Annotated in this window: 23 protein-coding genes, 1 tRNA gene and 1 pseudogene; 14 read left to right on the plus strand and 11 right to left on the minus strand. The window is 69.0% G+C overall.

From position 1 onward, the window contains the following. Positions 1–39: 39 nt before the first annotated feature. The 4 genes from JOD67_RS03995 to JOD67_RS04010 are packed head-to-tail and all read left to right on the plus strand — an operon-like array spanning position 40 to position 2,783. Positions 40–1,110 (plus strand): hypothetical protein, encoded by a 1,071-nt coding sequence (locus JOD67_RS03995; RefSeq protein WP_205115330.1) that lies wholly within the window; start codon positions 40–42, stop codon positions 1,108–1,110. 32 nt (positions 1,111–1,142) lie between these two features. Further along, positions 1,143–1,661 (plus strand): toxin-antitoxin system HicB family antitoxin, encoded by a 519-nt coding sequence (locus JOD67_RS04000; protein ID WP_205115331.1) that lies wholly within the window; start codon positions 1,143–1,145, stop codon positions 1,659–1,661. 57 nt (positions 1,662–1,718) lie between these two features. Then, on the plus strand, positions 1,719–2,555 hold the full coding sequence (locus JOD67_RS04005) for a DUF4097 family beta strand repeat-containing protein (RefSeq protein WP_205115332.1): 837 nt from the start codon (positions 1,719–1,721) through the stop codon (positions 2,553–2,555). A 12-nt stretch (positions 2,556–2,567) separates the two neighbouring features. Beyond that, entirely contained in the window at positions 2,568–2,783 is a 216-nt protein-coding gene (locus JOD67_RS04010; protein WP_205115333.1) for a hypothetical protein, read from the plus strand. On the opposite strand, the gene JOD67_RS04015 is transcribed toward JOD67_RS04010, so the two are convergent. Genes JOD67_RS04015 through JOD67_RS04030 form a run of 4 tightly spaced genes read right to left on the minus strand, consistent with a single transcriptional unit; the run spans position 2,780 to position 5,247 of the window. After that, the gene (locus JOD67_RS04015) at positions 2,780–3,544 is read right to left on the minus strand and encodes an endonuclease/exonuclease/phosphatase family protein (protein WP_239553710.1); all 765 of its coding nucleotides are present in this window, start codon (positions 3,542–3,544) and stop codon (positions 2,780–2,782) included. The genes JOD67_RS04010 and JOD67_RS04015 overlap by 4 nt on opposite strands. A 46-nt stretch (positions 3,545–3,590) precedes the next feature. Next, on the minus strand, positions 3,591–4,166 hold the full coding sequence (dcd, locus tag JOD67_RS04020) for a dCTP deaminase (protein ID WP_205115335.1): 576 nt from the start codon (positions 4,164–4,166) through the stop codon (positions 3,591–3,593). Positions 4,167–4,201: 35 nt separating this feature from the next. Next, entirely contained in the window at positions 4,202–4,672 is a 471-nt protein-coding gene (locus tag JOD67_RS04025; RefSeq protein ID WP_205115336.1) for an NUDIX hydrolase, read from the minus strand. Next, complete coding sequence (locus JOD67_RS04030; RefSeq protein ID WP_205115337.1) at positions 4,669–5,247, minus strand: hypothetical protein; 579 nt, start codon at positions 5,245–5,247, stop codon at positions 4,669–4,671. The genes JOD67_RS04025 and JOD67_RS04030 overlap by 4 nt, the downstream gene beginning before the upstream one ends. A 128-nt stretch (positions 5,248–5,375) precedes the next feature. Here JOD67_RS04030 and JOD67_RS04035 point away from each other — a divergent pair, with 128 nt between their 5' ends. The 3 genes and pseudogenes from JOD67_RS04035 to JOD67_RS39810 all read left to right on the plus strand — a co-directional run bounded on the left by JOD67_RS04035 (position 5,376) and on the right by JOD67_RS39810 (position 7,261). Beyond that, positions 5,376–6,272 carry a nucleotidyltransferase domain-containing protein gene (locus JOD67_RS04035; protein ID WP_205115338.1) on the plus strand — a complete coding sequence of 299 codons (897 nt, stop codon included), beginning with the start codon at positions 5,376–5,378 and terminating at the stop codon, positions 6,270–6,272. A gap of 24 nt (positions 6,273–6,296) precedes the next feature. After that, positions 6,297–6,956 (plus strand): annotated as a pseudogene (locus JOD67_RS39805) (phosphotransferase family protein); the annotation flags it as partial. Positions 6,957–7,000: 44 nt separating this feature from the next. Further along, positions 7,001–7,261 (plus strand): hypothetical protein, encoded by a 261-nt coding sequence (locus tag JOD67_RS39810; protein WP_239556677.1) that lies wholly within the window; start codon positions 7,001–7,003, stop codon positions 7,259–7,261. Positions 7,262–7,279: 18 nt separating this feature from the next. Here the strand turns inward: JOD67_RS39810 and JOD67_RS04045 are convergent, their stop codons facing one another. Further along, positions 7,280–7,549, minus strand: a complete 270-nt coding sequence (locus tag JOD67_RS04045; RefSeq protein WP_205115339.1) for a hypothetical protein — start codon at positions 7,547–7,549, stop codon at positions 7,280–7,282. A 141-nt stretch (positions 7,550–7,690) separates the two neighbouring features. Here JOD67_RS04045 and JOD67_RS04050 point away from each other — a divergent pair, with 141 nt between their 5' ends. From JOD67_RS04050 to JOD67_RS04060, 3 genes are all read left to right on the plus strand, one after another. After that, the gene (locus tag JOD67_RS04050; protein WP_205115341.1) at positions 7,691–8,269 is read left to right on the plus strand and encodes a DinB family protein; all 579 of its coding nucleotides are present in this window, start codon (positions 7,691–7,693) and stop codon (positions 8,267–8,269) included. Between the two features lie 116 nt (positions 8,270–8,385). After that, positions 8,386–9,300, plus strand: a complete 915-nt coding sequence (locus JOD67_RS04055) for an aminoglycoside phosphotransferase family protein (RefSeq protein ID WP_239553711.1) — start codon at positions 8,386–8,388, stop codon at positions 9,298–9,300. 63 nt (positions 9,301–9,363) lie between these two features. Next, positions 9,364–9,903: a DinB family protein gene (locus JOD67_RS04060; RefSeq protein ID WP_205115345.1), complete on the plus strand. Its 540-nt coding sequence runs from the start codon at positions 9,364–9,366 to the stop codon at positions 9,901–9,903. 392 nt (positions 9,904–10,295) lie between these two features. Here JOD67_RS04060 and JOD67_RS04065 read toward each other — a convergent pair whose 3' ends face one another. Both JOD67_RS04065 and JOD67_RS04070 read right to left on the minus strand, forming a co-directional pair. Then, entirely contained in the window at positions 10,296–10,781 is a 486-nt protein-coding gene (locus JOD67_RS04065) for a GNAT family N-acetyltransferase (protein WP_205115346.1), read from the minus strand. A 253-nt stretch (positions 10,782–11,034) separates the two neighbouring features. Further along, positions 11,035–11,108 (minus strand) — tRNA-Gly (locus JOD67_RS04070). Between the two features lie 158 nt (positions 11,109–11,266). Here JOD67_RS04070 and JOD67_RS04075 point away from each other — a divergent pair. Genes JOD67_RS04075 through JOD67_RS04090 form a run of 4 tightly spaced genes read left to right on the plus strand, consistent with a single transcriptional unit; the run spans position 11,267 to position 15,780 of the window. Beyond that, positions 11,267–13,786 carry an AAA family ATPase gene (locus JOD67_RS04075; protein WP_205115347.1) on the plus strand — a complete coding sequence of 840 codons (2,520 nt, stop codon included), beginning with the start codon at positions 11,267–11,269 and terminating at the stop codon, positions 13,784–13,786. A gap of 23 nt (positions 13,787–13,809) precedes the next feature. Continuing rightward, positions 13,810–14,622: a PHP domain-containing protein gene (locus JOD67_RS04080; protein WP_307782726.1), complete on the plus strand. Its 813-nt coding sequence runs from the start codon at positions 13,810–13,812 to the stop codon at positions 14,620–14,622. A gap of 28 nt (positions 14,623–14,650) precedes the next feature. Continuing rightward, a complete protein-coding gene (locus JOD67_RS04085; protein WP_205115349.1) occupies positions 14,651–15,358 on the plus strand; it encodes a transporter substrate-binding domain-containing protein in 708 nt (235 codons plus the stop codon). Next, positions 15,355–15,780: a GNAT family N-acetyltransferase gene (locus tag JOD67_RS04090; RefSeq protein ID WP_205115356.1), complete on the plus strand. Its 426-nt coding sequence runs from the start codon at positions 15,355–15,357 to the stop codon at positions 15,778–15,780. The genes JOD67_RS04085 and JOD67_RS04090 overlap by 4 nt, the downstream gene beginning before the upstream one ends. Here the strand turns inward: JOD67_RS04090 and JOD67_RS04095 are convergent. From JOD67_RS04095 to JOD67_RS04105, 4 genes are read right to left on the minus strand one after another with little or no spacing between them, the layout of a single operon-like run. Further along, positions 15,713–16,519, minus strand: a complete 807-nt coding sequence (locus JOD67_RS04095; protein ID WP_307782267.1) for an aminoglycoside phosphotransferase family protein — start codon at positions 16,517–16,519, stop codon at positions 15,713–15,715. The genes JOD67_RS04090 and JOD67_RS04095 overlap by 68 nt on opposite strands. Further along, on the minus strand, positions 16,516–17,271 hold the full coding sequence (locus JOD67_RS39815) for an N-acetyltransferase (protein ID WP_239553713.1): 756 nt from the start codon (positions 17,269–17,271) through the stop codon (positions 16,516–16,518). The genes JOD67_RS04095 and JOD67_RS39815 overlap by 4 nt, the downstream gene beginning before the upstream one ends. 2 nt (positions 17,272–17,273) lie before the next feature. Next, the gene (locus tag JOD67_RS04100) at positions 17,274–18,140 is read right to left on the minus strand and encodes an aminoglycoside phosphotransferase family protein (RefSeq protein ID WP_307782727.1); all 867 of its coding nucleotides are present in this window, start codon (positions 18,138–18,140) and stop codon (positions 17,274–17,276) included. An 11-nt stretch (positions 18,141–18,151) separates the two neighbouring features. After that, positions 18,152–18,991 (minus strand): phosphotransferase family protein, encoded by an 840-nt coding sequence (locus tag JOD67_RS04105; protein ID WP_205115363.1) that lies wholly within the window; start codon positions 18,989–18,991, stop codon positions 18,152–18,154. Positions 18,992–19,017 lie beyond the last annotated feature (26 nt).

The raw sequence follows: 19,017 nt of genomic DNA on the forward strand, positions 1-19,017 counted from the left end.
AGAGGCAGCGAGCCCGCTTCGGCCGCGAGGCTGGTGACCATGAGACTGAGGATCGCCAGTGCCCTGTGGTCCGTCGGCGCTCTCGCACTCGGCCTTGTGTGGTTGACGAACGAGGGCACCTACCCGTTCGGAGCGGCCGACCGCGTCACGATGTCGTTCACCCATCTCGTCGAGGCAGCGGCCGCGGGCTGGCTGATGATCGGTGCTGGTGTTACCGGGGTGCTCACGACGCTTCTGTGGAAGCGGACGGTGCCGGTCGGCGGCGCGCTGCTGACCGCGTACTTCGGGCTGTTCTGGTCCGACGCCTCGGTGCTGTCGGCGTTCGGCTACTCCCTTGCGGTGGCGGCGCCGCTGGCGATCCTCGCGCTCGTCGTGGTCGCCTGCGTCCGGTGGAACCGGATCGGGTACGCGGCCGCCGCAGCCATCGTGGTGCTGCTCGCCCTCGGCATCGCCACGGGACTGGTCAGCTCGACGAACGTCCTCGGGTTCTGGCGCAATGTCGGACGCGGGATGGGGACGTACGGGGTCCGCATGGGGTGGGCGCTCGCCATGGCGGCGTCGGCCGTGTGGTGGGGGTTCGTCGCCGTACGTACGGGCCGGGTCCGCGAGTGGCTGGCGTCCGCACGACCCGCCCGCGGCTGGGTCGTGGCGATCACCGTCGCAGCGGCGCTGTGCCCGTTGCCGTACGCGGTCGTCCGGTTCAGCTGGCTCACGCCCTGGGCGATCGGGCTCGACGAGCGATTCGACTCGTTCGCGACCCGGCTGCAGGGCGCGTCGCTCGGGGTCGCCGGACTCGTCGGTGCCATCCTGACGCTGGGCTTGGTCAGCCGGTGGGGCGAGACTTTCCCGCAGTGGTTGCCCTTCGTGGGCGGTCGCGCGGTGCCCGTCTGGCTCGCCGTGGTCCCCGGCTTGGTGGTGGCGACGGTGGTCTGCGTCTCGGCGCCCAGCATGGTCGCGCACTGGTTCGCGACGATGCCGGTGGTCGACGCGTTCGTGGCTACGCTCTTCGTGCCCGCGCCGGTCTGGGGACCGCTGCTCGGGTCGGCTGTGGTCGCCTACTGGCTGCGTCGTCGCGACCCTGACGCCGAACGACGTCACTCCGGCGCTTGACATGACGTCACGATGACGTCATGCTGATGCACATGGACCTTGGACCGTACATCGAAAGCATCCGCCGCGACCTCACAGCGGCCGCGGAGGTGGGTGGACCGGAGGCCGCCGCGGCGGCCGACCGGCTGTCCGCCGCCCTCGACTCCTCCGTTCGGCTCTCGATCATCGACGCACTGTCGGCGGCCACGGACGTCATCACCCGCGAGCTCGCGCCCGGCGCGGTCGAGCTCCGCATTCGCGGCCGCGAGCCGGACTTCGTCGTGACCCGGCCGCCGGCGCCCGCTCCCCCGGCAGCGCCGCCGCCCCCGCCTCCGCCGCTGCCGCCCGAGGGCGACGAGGGCGGTACGGCTCGGCTCACGCTCCGGCTGCCCGAGTCGCTCAAGCCCCGCATCGAGGAGGCCTCCGCCAAGGAGGGTGTCTCGGTCAACGCCTGGCTCGTGCGCGCGGTCCTGCAGGCGCTCAACCTGCCGCCCGACGACAACCGGGGCCGCGGTCGTTCGCGGCGCGGCTCGTTCGGTATCGGCCAGCACGTCACGGGCTGGGTGCGCTAGCCAGTCCGAACAGTTCACCTCCCTTACAAACCTCCCTCACCGTCAGGAGATACGAGCATGCCCACTTTCCAGACCCCCGAGCCGATCAGCCTGCGCGTCCGGTTCGCCTCCGGCGACGCCGTCCTCAGCGCGTCCGCCCGTACCGACACCGTCGTCGAGGTGCTGCCGGAGAACTCGAGCCGCCAGCGCGACGTCGAGGCCGCCGAGCAGACTCGCGTCGAGCAGCGCGACGGCGCGATCGTGGTCGAGGCGCCGGATGACCACCGCGGCAAGAACGGGTCGATCCGCGTGATCGTCGGCCTGCCCGAGGACTCGCGGATCAGCGCGGCCGCCGCGTCCGGCGACATCCGCGTCGAGGGCCGGGTGAGCGAGGTCGAGATCACCACGGCGTCCGGCGACCAGCGGGTCAGCGAAGCGACTGGAAACGTGACGTTGAACGCCGCTTCCGGCGACATCAGCGTGGGCCCCGTCGGCGGCGACGCGAAGATCGAGACCGCGTCCGGCGACATCGACGTCGCGCCTGTTCAGGGCAACGTGTCGCTGTCTTCCGCGTCCGGCGACATCAACCTCCCCAGCGTCGGCTCCGACGTCCGCGTGCAGTCGGCGTCGGGCGACATCCAGATCGGCACGATCGGCGGCTCGGTCAAGGCCAACTCCGCGTCTGGCGACGTGTCCTTGGCCTCGGTACGTTCCGGCCAGGTCAAGGTCGAGAGCGCGTCCGGCGACATCAGCATCGGGATCGCGGCCGGAACCGCCGCATGGCTCGACGTTCACTCCCTCACCGGCGACGTCACGACGTCGCTCCAGGACGCGCCCGGCCCGGACGAGTCCGACACCCAGGTCGAGATCCGCGTCAACTCCGTCAGCGGCGACGTCCGCGTCCACCGCGCCTGAAAGGACAGTGTCGTGTCTGACACAAGCTATCTCTTCCACAAGATCCTGCACGAGACGAAGATCGCCGACCGACAACGCGAGCTTGCGGCCCAGCGGCTCGCGCGCCGGAACCGCAAGCAGCGTTGGGACTCCGTACGACTCGCCGCCGCTCGCGGACTCCACCGGCTGGCCGGGGCGATCGAGCCCGGCTCCGCCCTGCGGGTGCCGGCCCAGCGCCGGGCGGCCTAAGGCAACTCGAGCACGGCCTGGACCGGGAAGTGGTCGGACCCGAAGTGTCCGTCCAAGGCGAACTGGTTGATCGCCGCCACCCTGGTCCGCACGGATGGACTGGTAAGTATCCAGTCAATTCTCTCGCCGCTTGGAACTGCCTCGCGATAGCCGTGAAACGTAGCCACCGTTGAGGAAAGTCGCCGTTCGGCCGTCAACCAGGTATCTGCCAAGCCGCCCTTGCCGACGAAGATCTCGTAGGGCTCGGAGTGTTCGGCGGGAACGTTGAAGTCACCGGTCACGACGATCGGGAGCTCGCCGAAGTTCGACAGCTCCTCCACCAGCAACTTCGCACCGTTGACCTGTGCTGCCTGCGTTTCGTGGTCGAGGTGGGTGTTGAGGGCGATGAACTCCTTGCCAGTCACACGGTCGGTGAACCTGACCCAGGTGGCCATGCGGACGCAGGTGTTGCCCCAGGTGGTCGAGGCCATGAGCCTCGGGGTGTCGGACAACCAGAGATGGTCGAACTCCCTTGCCCGCAAGCGATGCGAGTTGAAGAAGACGGCCGAGAACTCGCCCTTGCTGCCGCCTTCGCGGCCGAGCCCGATCCAGTCGTACTGCGGAGGCAAGTCCGCCTTGACGTCCTGGATGGACTCGTAGACGCCTTCCTGGGTGCCGATGATGGTGGGCAGCTCGTCGTTCAGCAATGCCTTGGCAATGGGGCGGCGGCCTGACCAATGGTCGTCGCCCCAGTCGCCGGCGTTGCGCAGGTTGAACGACATCACATGCAGGCTTGGTGATTCCACTGGTCCGATCAACATGGTTGCGTCAGGTACCGGTCCGGTAGAAGTTCTGGAACGAGCGCGAGGGCGTGGGACCGCGTTGGCCCTGGTAGCGCGAGCCGTAGACGCCGGAGCCGTACGGGTGCTCGGCGGGCGAGGAGAGTCGGAAGAAGCAGAGCTGGCCGATCTTCATGCCGGGCCAGAGCTTGATCGGAAGCGTCGCGACGTTCGAGAGCTCGAGCGTGACGTGGCCGGAGAAGCCGGGATCGATGAAGCCGGCGGTGGAGTGGGTGAGCAGCCCGAGCCGGCCGAGGCTGGACTTGCCCTCCAGCCGCGCGGCGATGTCGTCGGGGAGCGTGATGACCTCGTACGTGGAAGCGAGCACGAACTCGCCCGGGTGCAGGATGAACGGCTCGTTCCCGTCCGGCTCGACCTGCCGCGTGAGATCGGGTTGCTCCTCAGCGGGATCGATGTGCGGGTAGCGGTGGTTCTCGAACACGCGGAAGAACCGGTCCATGCGAACGTCGACGCTGGACGGCTGGATCAGGTCCGCGTCGTACGGATCGAGCACGACCCGCCCCTTGTCGATCTCGACACGGATGTCGCGGTCGGAGAGCAGCATCCTCAGGAATCTACCGAACCCGACAGCGGCACTGGTCACCCCGCCACGGTGATCGGCTCGGCTGGCGGGCCGTCGGCCAGCAGATTCTCGATCAGCTCGGGCAGTTCGGCGGGTCGCAGCAGGTCTGTGGTCGCGGTCAGCTCGGCGAGCGTCCACCAGCGGTGCCCGGTGATCGAGGCGCCTTCGACCTCCTCGAATCCGGAGGTGTCGATCTCGAACGCCGGGACCCGAACGAGGAAGTAGCGCTGCCAGACCTCGTACTCGACCCCGCTCCAGACCGCCGTCCACGGCCGCCCGCGCCAGACCTCCGGGCCGAGCGCAACGTCCGTCAGCCCGGTCTCCTCGCGCAGCTCTCGCAGGGCGGCCTGCTCGTGGGTCTCGCCCGGCTGGAGCCCACCGCCCGGCTGGAACCAGCGGCTCGAGCCGTCCTCGTTCCGCAACGAGAACAGCAGGATCCGGTCCGCGTCGTCGAGCAGCACCACCCGTGCCCGTTCGCTCCGTCTCATCTCACAGCGATCTGGAGACGTTCGGACAACGTGTCCCATGGCCGCACCGGGATCGCCGCGACTCCGTGCTTGGGCGCTTCCGCCGCCAGCCATTGGCCGAACAGCCAGCTCACGCGGGCTCGCATGTACTGCGGGCCTTCGTCCTGCTCCCGCCCGAGGAAGTTGGCGACGAGCTGGGCCTCGTCCGGCTCGTAGAGAAAGACCACCCGTACCCGCGGGCTGCGGATCCTGCCCGCCAAAGCCGGAAGGAGGTAGTCACCCTCCATGATCACCGGCGGGCCGTGGTTCAGGTGCGACTGGACGACCGCCTCGACCGCGGGCGACAGCGCCTCGGCGGCGGCGAGGGTGAGATCGAAGATCTCCTCCGCCGTCCACTCTCGGGACTCCGCGTGCGCCGACCAGTGGTGCAGAATCGGCTGCTGCTCCGGCGTCGTCATCGCCTGCACCGCGGTCTCGATGTCATCGATCTCGCTGGCGCCCACCCCGTACTGGCGCATCAGTGCACCACAGACGGTGCTCTTGCCGGTCCCAGATGGGCCACCGACAAGCAGAACGTGCCAGTCGCGCTCAGCCACGGGTGGATCCTGCCCGGCCGGACGATGCCAGCGCCAGCGAATTGCGCATGGGCTGGTTGACTTGCCGATCCGGCCGGGCACCCGATCTGCTTCTAGGCCAGCCGTACAACGAGGTGGGAGCGATGCGCATGGTGAACCCCGCAACCGAACACAAGCGTAGGCAGCTGGTCGACTTCATCGACCGCAAGCTGGCGCCGCATTCGGCGATCCGGGCGGTGATCGGCGTGGGCAGTATCGCGACGGGGACCGCTCGCCCAGGCTCGGACATCGATGCCGTCGTCTTCATGGATCCGCTCGACCTCTACCTCGTTCCGGCCGAGTCCATCTGGCGGCCGAGCGACGACACCTTTCACAGCATCATGTCGGGCGATCACACCCTGGACCGTGACGGCATACAGCTCGACCTTCATCGCATCGACCTCCGCGTCTGGCGCGATCCCGCATACAGGTGGCCCGAACCTTCTCGCCAGGAACTAGCCAACGGATGGATCGCGTTCGATCGAGACGGAGAGGTACGCCGCCTGATCGATGAGCGAACGACCTACCCTGACGACGAACGGCAACGGATCCTCGACGACGCCATGCCGTTGATCTCGGACCATCTCGCGGAGGACGTGGTGTCCCGTTGCTGGGACACGTTGGGGCCGCTGGTGGCTGGTGATCGGCTGCAGAGCGTGTACGAGTACCTGGTCCGCGCGCTCTTCGCGTACAACCGTCAGTGGCGAGGCTGGCGCAACCGCGAGATGACGGCGCTGACGCGATTGCCGTGGCTTCCTACAGTCTTCGACGAGCACATCATGGCGGCAGCGTTGGGCGGCTCCGGCGACGATCGCGACGCGTACCTCGGTCGGGCCGAGGCGCTCAAGCTGTTGTCGAACCAGCTCCTGGAACGCCTCGTCGCGGACGGGGTCTACGGGGACGCCGAGCCCATCGACGAAGCCTTCATCCGTGCGCATGACGAGCCCGGCCGCGCCTGGAACATGGAGGTGTGGAACGCCCGACACGCGACGCGCCACGGCCCGTAGCGGCGCTGTGCGGATACTTGCGGGATGCGAGAGCCCACGTACGAGGAGGTTGCCGCGTTCCTCGCCCGGCACTCAGGCGGCGCTGCCACCGACCTGGAGCCTCTCACCGGCGGAGCGTGGTCGTCAGCATGGGCCTATCGAGCGGGTGGGGAAGCGTTGGTGATCCGCTTCGGCCGTGAACGTTCCTGGTACGAAGCCGACCGGATGGCCATGGCCTTCACCGGGCCGGATCTGCCGGTACCGCGGGTCAGGGAGGTGGGGACGACACCTTCTGGCCAGGCGTACGCGATCTCGGAACGTCACTACGGGCCGTTCCTGGAGGACACGCCGGTCGAGCGCGCCGATGCTGTCGCGCCCACCCTCACCCGGCTGCTCGTGGCGCTCTTCCGGGTACCCGCGTCCCCCGGTATCCCGATGAGGTGGCACCCGGCAGGCGCGCCGGTCCGCAGCTGGCGGGAGTTCGTCCTCGACCAACTGGTGGACGATCCGGCGAATCGGGAGCACGGGTGGCGCGCCGTCCTGGACGCCGACCCGAAGCTCGCGGCCCTGGCCACGGCGGTCTGTGACCGGATCCGCACCCTGATCGAGGCCTGCCCCGAACGCCGCGACCTCATCCACGGTGATCTCCTGCACGGCAACGTGCTGGTGAGCCCGGACTGTCGCCGGGTTGACGCGGTGCTTTCCTGGAAGCGTTCGGTACGCGGCGACTTCCTCTACGACGCCGCCTGGTGCAGTGTCTGGGGCCGGTGTTCTATCCGGGGATCGCTGCCATCGACCCGCTGTCCTTACTGCTCCAGGACTCAGGCTTACGCGCCGACCAGAGCGCGCTCGTCGACGCCGCCGTACGCCATCACTGCTACGAGCTGCAGATCGGTTTCACCCACCTGGGTTGGAACCTCGGGACCTGGAAGCAGGAACATCTCACCGCCACTGCCGAGCTCCTGGCGGAGATTCTCGAACGCGGTCCGCTGCCCTCGACCGGCGCCTGACCGCTCAGCGCGGCGTGGCTAGGCGCCACTCGTCGCGTCTTGGCTGAGCTCCTGCTCCGTCTCGCGGAAGCGTCGGAAGGCGTGCATGTCGTAGTCGAGGCCGTAGACGCGCTTGAGGTCGGCGACAGCGGCAAGTGAGCGCTTACCGAGCGCGCTCCACGCCTGCTCGCCCTCCTCGCCGGGCACCGGCTCGAACGAGTGCAGCACGATCTTCTCGAGTAGCTGCCCGAGCGTCATGTTCTCGAACTCGGCCAGGCCCTTCAGGACCTTGACCAGATTCCGCTCCATGCGGACTCCAAGCTGAACCCGCACAACCGTTGGCGTCTCTTCGCCTGCTGTCGTCATGGTCCCAAGGTACCACGGGACCATGACGGTGGAGCGAGCGTCGGGCTGGACTGGCATGTCGGTGCCCGATGGAACGGTAGGTGCATGAAAGAGCACCTGTGGTCAGCGCTGCGCGGCACCCGTGAGGCGTTCTTGTGGAAGTTGGAAGGCCTGGGCGAGTACGACCTGCGTCGGCCGATGACACGGACCGGTACGAACTTGCTTGGCGTGATGAAGCACGTCGCGGCCGAGGAGTACGGCTACTTGGGCGAGGTCTTCGGACGCCCGGCTCCGGAGCAGCTTGCTTGCTTCGCAGACGGGTCGGTCTGGGAGGGCGCCGACATGTGGGCGGCCCCGGATGAGAGCGCGGACTACATCGTGGGCTTCTACCGCCGCGCCGCTGCCCACGCGGACGAAACGATCGGGGCGCTGGAGTTGGAGGCGGTGGGCTCGGTGCCGTGGTGGGACGAAGGTAGCCGGGAGACAACGCTGGGCGCGATTCTGGTCATGATGGTGGGGGAGACCGCACGGCACGTCGGGCACGTCGACATCGTGCGCGAGTTGATCGACGGCGCGGCAGGAGGCGGGCGGAACGCCACCGGACTCCCCGACGCAGACGATTGGGACTGGGGAGAGTACGTGGCCCGGCTGGAAACCGTTGCCCGCGTGGCCGCTGAACGCTAGATCACCTCTGACTGCTGGTGGGGGCCGGCCCGCCCACAAGGCCGAGCGCCGGGCTTCGTCACGTGGGACCGCTCGATCCGAAACCGCGTTGACAGCGGACGGGTCGGACCGTTCGGATGGCGCTCGTGAGTCCCCGCAAGATCCACGCCGATCAGGCCGACATCGATACGCCGCTGGTCCGTGAGCTGGTGGACGCTCAGTTCCCGCAGTGGGCCGCGTTGCCGCTGGAGCCGGTCGACTCCGGTGGGATGGTGAACGCGATCTACCGCCTCGGTTCCGACCTGTCCGTACGGCTGCCGCTCCGGCCCTCGACCACCGACGAAGTCCAACGGGAGCAGGCGAAACTCGCGGCACTCGCGCCGTTCCTGCCTGTGGCCATCCCTTCTGTCGAGGCGATCGGCTCACCCACTGACGCGTTCCCGGGCGAGTGGGCCGTCCACCGCTGGCTCACCGGTTCGCACCCCTCCCCCGACGCGCTCGCCGACCCGCGTCGGCTGGCGATGGACCTCGCGGCGTTCGTCGACGCGTTCCGGCGGATCGACCTGCCAGACCGGCCGCCGGCGTACCCGGGCGAGCGCAGGACGCGCGCTCCGATGGACTCGATGGACTCCTTGACGCGGAAGGCGATCGGCGAGCTGGACGGCCTGATCGACACTCGAGCAGCGCTGGCGTCCTGGGAGGAGTCGCTCGCGGCGCCGTACGACGGGCGCGAGGTGTGGGTGCACTCGGATCTGACGCCGAGCAACCTGCTCGTTTCGGCGGCGGGCCGGCTGACCGCGGTGCTCGACTTCGAGTCGTGCGGTGTCGGCGATCCGGCGTGCGACCTGTTCGTCGTGTGGAACCTGCTGCCCGCGAGCCTCCGCGACGAGTTCCGTACGGCGCTGGACGTGGACGACGCGACCTGGCTCCGCGGCCGCGGGCGGGTGCTGTCCCAGGCCCTGATTACGTTGCCGCACTTCAAGGACACCAAACCGGCGATGGCGAACACCAAGCTGCACGTGATCCGCGAGGTGCTCGCAGCTCCTCGATGAGGTCCAACGACGACGTTCGCGAGCAGATGGCCGACCTGAGGCGGCAGCCATACACTCCTGCCCATGACCGTCCTAGACGAGCAGGGCCGCCCGGAGACACCGCTCGCGTCCGGTGAGACCGAGACCCTCGTGGGCTTCCTGGACTACCATCGCGCGACGTTCGCCTGGAAGTGCGCTGGCCTGGACGCGGCCGGTCTGAAGGCGACCGTGGGTGCCTCGACGATGACGCTGGGCGGGATGCTCAAGCACCTGGCCAAGGTTGAGGACCGTTGGTTCTCCCACCGCATTGGGGGGAACCAGCCCCAGGCCCTGTGGAACGCCGTCGACTGGGACGCCGACCCCGACTGGGACTGGAACACAGCTGCCGAGGACTCCCCCGAGCAGCTGCACGCCCTCTGGCAGGACGCGGTGTCCCGCTCCCGCGAGATCCTCTCCGAAGCCCTGGCCGACGGCGGACTAGACCGGCCGGCACGACGCCCCACTGGGGACGGTCGCACAGCCAGCGTGCGGTGGATCGTGATGCACATGATCGAGGAGTACGCGCGGCACAACGGACACGCCGACCTCATCCGGGAGTCGGTGGACGGCCTCATCGGGGAGTGATGGGGCAGGTCGAAGACCGGCGGCCGGCGAGGGGTTTGGCAGCCTTAATCCGTGCCTTGCAAGGTGTGCCTGGTGAAGCCGCGCCGTCGACATCGGGATGACGAAGGCCCAGGTCTCCGGATGTCCGGTGTGACCTGGGCCTTGACGTGGAGCGGGTGAAGAGAATCGAACTCTCACTGTCAGCTTGGGAACGGACAACACCCCGTGTGCTGGACCGCGAGCACGCCTGTCCAGATGGCCTGTATGGCCCTCGACGATCCCGAGAAACACGGTCGAATGGGTCAAGGGTCGAAGATCACGAAGTGACGGCGTAGCCGCCCTTGACGCGTGAAGTGCAGGCCGGAGACTGGCGTGCGAGGAGGACGGCTCCCCCGGGTCGCCGTAGTCGGCTGTCAGGCGATGGGAGCTGGCAGGGGTTCGTTTGCGGTCCAGGCCAGGTACTGGCCGGCGGGATCGAAGCCGGTCCTGCGATAGAGGGGGACCGCGCGCTCGGTCGGGTGCAGCAGGATGCGGGAGAGGTGGTGCTCGCGTGCGTAGTTCAGTGCCGTGTCGAGCAGGCGTCCACCGAGTCCACAATCCCGGTTGGCGGGCAGGACGAAGAGGAGGCCGATGTAGCCCCAGCCAGCTGTGTCGCGATCAGGCATCGGCATTCGGGCGTGGACGAACATGTGCAGCATGCCGACTGGTTCAGCGCGCAGCTCGGCTAGCCACGCGACGCTCATGGCGCGGGTCTCTTCGGCCCAGGTCGCGAACCGAGTTTCGAAGCCGGGATCCGCATCGTGGGCGACTGCCCGGCGCTCGATCGCATCTGCCCGTCGCAACATCGCCAAGGTTGGATCATCATGCGGCGAAGTCCTGCGTATCAGGTAGTCGCTCATGGCCGCGAGTATGCAGGCTCTCGCCCTATTGGTGCGTCCCGGCCCGGCCGAGGACAGGCCACAAGCCCGCCCGCAAGGGCCGAGCGCCGAGGCGGGCGCGCCGTAGTGGCCTGACCTGCCGTTTCTTGGTCGGCCGCACCTTCGTCGACGACGCGCGGGGTAATGGCCCGCTAATGGCACAGAGCGGGGTGAACTCGCCACATCACGAAGGCCCAGGTGACCGGAGAACCGGTTCTGACCTGGGCCTTCGTGGTGGAGCGGGTGAAGAGAATCGAACTCTCACTGTCAGCTTGGGAAGCTGATGTTCTGCCATTGAACTACACCCGCGTGATGCTGCCCGAAGCGGACGAGCGCTCAGAATACTACCCAGAGTTGGTCGCTCCTGCGGGATGCTGGTCCGCGTGGGTATGTGGGCATCGGGGAATGGGCAGGATTCTGCGACAGACAAAGGGGAGAAAACGGGGCAGGGGTGGACAAGTCTTGAGGTGATCGGCCGGGAAACGGAGCTGGCCGAGGTTGCTGGCGTGCTCGCGGCTGGCCGGAACGGGCCGGCCGGGCTGCATCTGGTCGGGCCCGCGGGCGTCGGCAAGACGGTGCTGCTGCGCGCGGCCAGGACGATGGCCAAGGAGCAGGGCGACCGGACCGTACTCGTCGCCACCGCGACGCAGCATCACGGCGCGGTGCCGTACGGCGGTCTCGCCGACCTGGTCGCGCCGATCGCGAGCCTGGTCGACAAGCTGCCGCCGACACAGCAGCAGGCGCTCGCCGTCGCTGTGCTCGCCGAGGCCGCTCCTCCCAAGGAGGGCGTCGAGCGGAACGCGGTCGCGGCCGCGGTGACCGGGCTGCTCCGGCAGGCGGCCGAGGCGAGCCCGACCGTGCTCATTCTCGACGACCTGCAGTGGTTCGACGAGTCCTCGCGCAGCGTCCTCGCGTACGCGTTCCGACGCATCGAGGCCGAGCCGATCGCCACGATCACCGCCGCGCGGCGTGGGCCGAAGGACGAGGCGTTCGAGCTCGGCAGCCTGCTGGGGCGCGACACGGTACGCGAGCGCGCCGTCGAGGGCCTCACCGTCGACCAGCTCGTCGCGATCGTCCGTCAACAGCTCGGCGCGCTGCTCTCGGTCTCCACGGCGATCCGCCTGCACGAGGCCACGAACGGCAACCCGCTGCTCGCGCTCGAGATCGCCCGCGTCCTCGCGACCGGGCGACAAGGCGTCCTCGACTTCGTCGACGACCTCCCGCTCCCGGACCGCTTCGAGCGCGCGCTCGCCGACCGCGTCGACACGATCACGCCGGCCGCGAGGCAAGTCGCCACCGTCGTCGCCGCGCTCACCCGCCCGACGGTCGGCCTGCTTCGCCAGGCGCTCCCCGGCCCAGCAGTCCTCTCCGGACTGCAGGCAGCGGTCGATGCCAACGTCGTCGAGACGCAGGGCGAAGAGCTCGCGATCTTCCACCCGCTCGCCCGCGCGTACCTGCTCGACCGGCTCGACGAGTCAGCCCGGCGCGGCCTGCACGAGCGCCTCGCCCAGCTGGTCACCGACCGGTACGAACGCGCGGCACACCTCGCCGCCTCGGCCGCACAGCCCGACCAGCGCATCGCCGACGACGTCGCGAACGCCGCCCAGGAGGCCTCCCTCCGGGGCGCACCCGCCACCGCGGCAGCACTCGCCGAGGAGGCGGCCCGGCTCACGCCGGCGGACGACGAGACCAGCCGCGCCGACCGGTACGGGCTCGCCGCGGACGCGCGCTTCCGCGCCGGCAACACCGACCTCGCGCTCGACCTCGCCGAACGCGCGCTCCACTCCGCGCCCCAGGACAGGGCGGGGAGCTTCATCCACCGCATCGGTCGCATCCAACTCGAACGCGACGGCATCGCCGACGCGCTCCCCAAGTACGAGCTCGCCATCCAACTCACGACCGACCGGGGCGAACGTGCGCTCCTCTACCGCGACCTCGCCGTGGTCACGCGCTACGTCGAAAGCCCTCGCGCCGCGCTCAAGCACGCTCAAGCGGCGGTCGAGCTCGCCGACCAGGTCACCGACCCAGCTATCCAGTCCGAATGCATCGCGACCCTCGCTCACCTCCATTTCAATTCCGGCCTCGGTATCCCCGAGGACCTGTTGGAACGTGGCGTCGCGCTCGAACGCGAGCACCACCTGCCGGTTCAGAACGGCTCGGTGCGACTCACCGAGGTCCTGATCCGCACCTGGTCCGGCCGCCCCGACCGGTCCCTACCGCTCGTGCGCCGCATCATCGACGAGGCCGTCCCCGACGACGCCGTCACCCGTACGTACGCGCTCTATCACCGGGGCATCGCCGAATGGCGATCCGGTCACTGGACCGAGGCGCGAGCAACCGCCGAGCAGGTCGTACAACTCGTCGACCAGCTCGGGTGGGGCACCCGCGGCGCGTTCCTCTGGCTCCGCTCCATGGTCGCCGCGCACCTCGGCGACCTCGACCGCGCCCGCACTGACGCGATCGATTCGATAACTGTATCCGAACATACGGGCGAACGCACCTGGGTGCCGCTCGCCCGGTGGATACTGGGGTTCGTCGCGCTCTCGGAGGGCGATACGCAGGGCACGGTCGCGATGCTGAAGGAGAGCGACAAGCTGCGGCAGAGCGGCGATCCCGCCGGCGCGCTCTACCTCCCGGACTTCGTCGAAGCCCTGGTCGCGACCGGCCAGGTCGCCGTGGCCGAGGCCGCGATGGAGCCGTGGGAGCAGGCCGTCGAGGAACTCGGCCGCGTCGAGGCGCACGGCGTCAGGGCCAGGTGCCGCGCGCTCGTCCTCGCCGCGAAGGGGCAGGTCGACCAGGCGATCGAGGAGCTCCGGCCCTACACCTCTGCCGAAGGGTGGGAGTCGTACGAACCGTTCCAGGTAGCGCGCAACGACCTCACGTTCGGCCAGCTAGGGACAGGCGACAAGCAGGCGATCGCAGCCGCCGCGAGGGGCTTCCGCGCCCTCGGCGCCGTGGTCTGGGAAGCGAAGGCGTTGGCGCTTTGACGGCTCTTCCGGCAGACAGTCATGTGCACAGCGAGTGGTCCTGGGACGCGCGCAGGGGGTCGATGGAACGGACCTGCACGCGGGCCGTCGAGCTCGGCCTGCCCGCCGTGGCGTTCACCGAGCACGCCGACCACACCCGGCTCACGATCCCGGAGGGCAGCTTCTTCGAGCAGGCGCACGGCCACCTCGTCGCGGAAGACCGGACGCTGCAAGCGCCGCCGCTGGACCTCACCGGCTACCTCGAGAGCGTGCAGCGGTGCCGCGACAAGTACCCCGACCTGAAGATCCTGTCCGGCGTCGAGCTCGGCGAGGCGCACTGGCACGCCGACGCCGTGGCGACGCTGCTCGAGGCCGGCCAGTTCGACCGGGTCCTCGGCTCGCAGCACTGCCTCCAGGTCGGGTCGCAGCGATACGAGATCCCGGACCTCTACCTGCTGATGCCGCCGGCCGAGATCATGCACGCGTACCTGGCCGAGGTGCATCGGCTGATCGAGTCCTCGGACGTCTTCGCGGTGCTCGGCCACATCGACTACGCGGTCCGCGGATGGGTGGTCAACGTGGGGCCGTTCGACCCGTGGGCGTTCGAGGACGAGTTCCGGCACGTCCTGCGAGCGCTCGCCGGCAGCGGACGGGCGTTGGAGGTGAACACCCGCGTGCCGCTCCACCCGGAGATCGTGCGCTGGTGGCGCCAGGAGGGCGGGGACGCGATCACGTTCGCGAGCGACGCCCACGAGCCGATGGCGTTGGCGAACGGGTTCGCCGAGGCCGTCGCGATGGTGGAGTCGATCGGCTTCCGCCCCGGCCGCCACCCGTACGACCTGTGGCGGCGCGGCTGACGTCGGACTGGCAACTAGGCTTCCGATTATGGAGAACGTAGCCAAGGATCTCGCGCCGTCGGGCGTTCTGCGCGCCTCGATCAACCTCGGCAACCCGGTCCTCGCGCAGGGCACGCCCGAGGCGCCCACTGGGGTGACGGTCGACATCGCGCGCGAGGTCGCCACACGGCTCAACCTCGAACTCGAGCTCGTCTGCTTCGATGCGGCGAGGAAGTCTTTCGAGGCGATGACGAACGGGTCGGCTGATCTGGGGTTCCTTGCCAACGAGCCGGCTCGGGCGGCGGAGATTGCTTTCACGGCGCCCTACGTGGTGATTGAGGGGGTCTTCGCTGTCCCCGGTGACTCGGACCTGCGCACCACCGCTGACGTTGATCGCGAGGGTGTGCGCGTCGGCATCAACCAGGGCTCTGCGTACGACTTGTTTCTCACGCGCACGCTCCAGCACGCCACGCTTGTCCGTAGCGACGACGGCGTCGATACGTTCGTTACGCAGGGGCTCGAGGCTGCCGCGGGCATCCGGCAGCCGCTGACCGCGTTCGTCGCCGAGCATCCGGAAGTCCGCCTGATCGACGAGCCGTTCATGCAGATCAAGCAGGCCGTCGGCACGACGAAGGACAAGAGTCCGGCGACCCTCCAGTTCCTCCACGATCTCGTCGAGGAGCTCAAGGCGAACGGCTTCGTCGCTGACTCGCTTCGCCGGGCTCACCAGTCGGCTACTGTCGCGCCCGCCGCATGAGCGTGGAGATCCGGCCGTTCGGCCGCGAGTACGCGGACGGCGTCGTCGCGCTCGCCCAAGCGGAGGGGTGGCCGACGTTCTCCGACGCTGAGCGGGTGACCCGTCTCCTCACCGCTCCCGGCGTCGTCGGCCTCGTCGCCGTACAGAACGACAAGGTGGTCGGAGCCGCACAGCTGCTGACCGACGGCCACCAGGCCTACCTGGCCATTCTCGTCGTCGCCGCCGAAGCCCGCGGTCAAGGCATCGGCAAGCGCCTCATCGAAGCGGGGTTCCAAGCCAGCAAGGCCGTACGCATGGATCTGCTGAGCACGCCCGAGTCGGAGGAGTTCTACCGCCGCTTCACGCACCGCGAGATCACCGGTCTCCGCCTGTTCCAAGGAGCGCCTCGAGAAGCCGGTGACAGCGAACCGGGTCTTCGGTAAGGCCTGCGCCGAGGGCCCAGAGCCAATAGTGAGTCGTCTGAACAATTGTCCACGCCAGCGCACGATCCGCGTCGAGGCCGCCCGCGCGGACCACGGCGGCCAGTGTGCCGTGCACGTCGGTGACCTCGTCGAGGCGAGTCCACATGAGCTCGGCGACCGAACGTTCCGGGTGGCCTACGAACGGCTTCGGGTCGATCGCCAACCACGGCGAACGGGTGCCCGCCAGGATGTTGTCGAAGTGCAGGTCGCCGTGCACGAGGTCGGTGCCCGGGTCGGAGGTCAGCTCGATCGCCAACGTACGCGCACGATCCAGCCAGGCCGGCGGTACGGGCGAGCCCTGCGCAAGCTGCCACGCATCCAGACCCTCCGCGTACTCCCGCGCGATGTCGACCAACAGCGGCAGCCCCGGTGGCGCCGGCACGCTGAGGGTACGGATGAGGTCGCCCGCGATCTCCAAAGCGTCAGGCAACTTGACTGTCCGAAGCGAACGATGGGGATCGAGCCGCTCGAGCAGCATCGCGTCCGACCGAGCCTCGAGCACCCGCACGGCACCGCGTCCGTTCCAGGCTCGCAGAGCCGTCACCTCCTCGACCGCGTTGACCTCGGGTCCGGACACGCGGAGAACGCACGGCTCACTGCCCCGATGCGCGAGCAGGACGAGGTTCCAGTCACCAAACGCGCGCTGCCCCGGATCCAGCTCCAACCCCCAGAGGGCACAGAGCTCCTCGACAGCGCTCACGACGACCGCACGCAGTGCTCGACCCACACGCCCGGCTCGACGTAGACCGCGTAGTCGTCGGCAACCGAGCAGCGCACGGGAGCGAGGGCGTGCGGAACCTCGACAAAGCCGTCGGTAGAGAACGGAAGTCCAGTCCACGCACGCCATTCGGCGAGCGTCCCGGCGATCAGCCACGACGTCGAAGCGATGCCAACGATGCGGCCGCCCGCGCGGACGTGGGTACGGAGCCACGGGTCGTACGGCAGACCGTCCGGGCGCAGGCGGGCAACGTACGAGGCCATCGGCGTCCGCGGCTCGCGGTCCTTCCACGTCGGCCGCACCGGCGCCACCAGCCGATCCAGCCCAGCGGCGGCAACGGCGGAACGCAGCGCGCCGAGCATCAACCCGGACAGCCCCTGCCCCTGAAGTCCCGCGGCCACGCTGATGTTGAGCGCACCCGCAGCGTCAGTCGCGCTGCCGCGTTCATGGTCCTGGTACGCCCACACCAGCAGCTGCTCGTACCCGCCCGGAGGAAGCTCGCCACGCAACGCGAACCGCACCGCGTGAGCGTTGGCGACGACCGAGCCGTCCTCATCGGTCGCGACGAGACAGAGCTCCGGGAACACCTTCACCGACATGAAGTAGTGCGCGTCCGCCACCCGGTTGTACTGCATGAAAGTGCCCCACGGCCCGGCGTCGAAGCCCTTCCCCACCAGCTCAGGACGCTCGGCCACGGTCGTGATCTCGACCGGCTGCCCCGAACGCAGCCGCACCTTCACTCGTCCTCCAGCCGGGAGGCCACCGTCATGATCGCCCGATGCTGGGCTTCGTCGCCGACGGTGAGGAACCACGAAGCGGCCTGCACCGCCACCGCGAACAGCCATTGCCGCGTACGCACGGGATCGAGGTCCAGTCGTTCCGACAGCCGGTCCGCCCGCGCGATCGTCGCGGGGTCGTCCATGTCGTGCTGCAGGAAGCAGGCGACGTCGAACGAGGGATCGCCCAGCCATGGTCCGGGGTCGACCGCGAGCCAGCCACGCGAAGAGCGCAGAACGTTGCGCCGATGGAAATCGCCGTGCAGCAAGACCGTTCGCGGCGCAGACGCCGGCAGCGAACCGTACAGCCGCGACGCTTCCAGGTACGCGACCGCGTTCTCCGGGGACGACTCCGCACGCCCGGCCATCACCCTGCTGCGGAATCGGCACATCTCTCCGAGCAGAGGCATCGCGTCCGGAGGCGAAGCGGCCCATAGCTGCGGGAGCACAGCCGCCGCCACCTCGTCCGCCTCCGCCGTCGCCAGCTCGCTCGCGTGGTCCCCGGGGACGCAACACTCCAACAACGACGCCCGCACCGTCTCGTCGTACTCGAACAGCTCGACCGCGCCCCGTCCGCCCCAGGCGCGCAGCGCGACGACCTGATCGGACATCGCGGCCGACGGGACGGTGATCTGCAGAACGGCGAGCTCGCCCGTCCGCCGCCGCGCGGGCGCGACCCAGCTCGCGTCGCCGCCGGGCTCGTACGCGTCGAGAACGGACAGCTCCCATCGTTCGGCGCAACGGGAAACGAGCCTGGGCAGTTCGTCGAGCCACGCCGCGCCGTCCTCGTGGTACGCGACGATGCGCTCGGCAAGGCCGGCCGGCACGAGTCCCAAGATCAGCTCCAGGACCGTACGAGGTCGGGGATGGTCTCTGGTTCGCCCAGGTCCAAGGCATCGGTGACGGCTTCGAGCCGGCGAGCGTTCTCGGCGGCCGGAAGGTTGAGCGGATGGCCACCGCGGATCGTGTACGTGTTCGACAGCAGCTCGACCAGCCGCGGCGCCTTCATCAGGTAGCGGAGGTCGAACGAGGGCTCGCCCAGGCTCACGCAGGAGAAGTCCCACACCGCGGCGACGGCGCCGGTACGTTCGTCCAGAACGAGGTTGCCGAAGTGGAAGTCGTTGTGCAGCACGGTCCGACGTTCCGGCGCTGGAACGTCAACCCAGTAAGCACGAACCTCGGCGATCAGCTCATCTACCGCCGGACGCGCCGACGCGGGGACGAGCGGGAGACGCTCCTCCAGACCCGCCACCGCGCCGGCGTGGTCGAGAACGGGAAGGTTCAACGACGCGATCTCCGCCGGCGAGAGGGCCGAGTGGACAGCCAGCAGGAACTCGGCGAACGACGACGCCAGCACCTTCTGCCGTACCGGCGACAGCGAGTAGAACCGCGTGGCGGCGAACTCCTGGCCAGTGAGCTTCCGGTACGCCGCGAACGGCCGCAGCCGACCGACCCACTCCACCCGCGGGATCGGAACGGGCACCCGCGCGGCAAGCAGCTCCAACACCGCGAGCTCGCGGGCGAAGTCCACATGTGGCCGCGGGAAGCGCAGGATCCAGCCGTCCCGCGTCTCTACGACCAGGCTCTCCCAGCCGGACTTGAGCACCGCGCCGGACAGATCCACGCCGCGATCCTCTGCTTCGATCGCGGTCAGCAGCGGCGCGAGCTCTGAGTCCACGTCCAGCAACGTAGGCGAAATGACGA

Origin of the sequence: Tenggerimyces flavus (assembly GCF_016907715.1) — a bacterium.
Taxonomy (GTDB): domain Bacteria; phylum Actinomycetota; class Actinomycetes; order Propionibacteriales; family Actinopolymorphaceae; genus Tenggerimyces; species Tenggerimyces flavus.

What these genes read in the sequence shown, in the direction of transcription:
- JOD67_RS04085 (WP_205115349.1), top strand. Translation starts at nt 14,651, where the DNA reads ATGGAGAACGTAGCCAAGGATCTCGCGCCGTCGGGCGTTCTGCGCGCC.
- JOD67_RS04005 (WP_205115332.1), top strand. Translation starts at nt 1,719, where the DNA reads ATGCCCACTTTCCAGACCCCCGAGCCGATCAGCCTGCGCGTCCGGTTC.
- JOD67_RS04000 (WP_205115331.1), top strand. Translation starts at nt 1,143, where the DNA reads ATGGACCTTGGACCGTACATCGAAAGCATCCGCCGCGACCTCACAGCG.
- JOD67_RS04060 (WP_205115345.1), top strand. Translation starts at nt 9,364, where the DNA reads ATGACCGTCCTAGACGAGCAGGGCCGCCCGGAGACACCGCTCGCGTCC.
- JOD67_RS04065 (WP_205115346.1), bottom strand. Translation starts at nt 10,781, where the DNA reads ATGAGCGACTACCTGATACGCAGGACTTCGCCGCATGATGATCCAACC.
- JOD67_RS04090 (WP_205115356.1), top strand. Translation starts at nt 15,355, where the DNA reads ATGAGCGTGGAGATCCGGCCGTTCGGCCGCGAGTACGCGGACGGCGTC.
- JOD67_RS04015 (WP_239553710.1), bottom strand. Translation starts at nt 3,544, where the DNA reads ATGTCGTTCAACCTGCGCAACGCCGGCGACTGGGGCGACGACCATTGG.
- JOD67_RS04025 (WP_205115336.1), bottom strand. Translation starts at nt 4,672, where the DNA reads ATGAGACGGAGCGAACGGGCACGGGTGGTGCTGCTCGACGACGCGGAC.
- dcd (WP_205115335.1), bottom strand. Translation starts at nt 4,166, where the DNA reads ATGCTGCTCTCCGACCGCGACATCCGTGTCGAGATCGACAAGGGGCGG.
- JOD67_RS04035 (WP_205115338.1), top strand. Translation starts at nt 5,376, where the DNA reads ATGGTGAACCCCGCAACCGAACACAAGCGTAGGCAGCTGGTCGACTTC.
- JOD67_RS04045 (WP_205115339.1), bottom strand. Translation starts at nt 7,549, where the DNA reads ATGGAGCGGAATCTGGTCAAGGTCCTGAAGGGCCTGGCCGAGTTCGAG.
- JOD67_RS04050 (WP_205115341.1), top strand. Translation starts at nt 7,691, where the DNA reads ATGAAAGAGCACCTGTGGTCAGCGCTGCGCGGCACCCGTGAGGCGTTC.
- JOD67_RS03995 (WP_205115330.1), top strand. Translation starts at nt 40, where the DNA reads ATGAGACTGAGGATCGCCAGTGCCCTGTGGTCCGTCGGCGCTCTCGCA.
- JOD67_RS04055 (WP_239553711.1), top strand. Translation starts at nt 8,386, where the DNA reads ATGGCGCTCGTGAGTCCCCGCAAGATCCACGCCGATCAGGCCGACATC.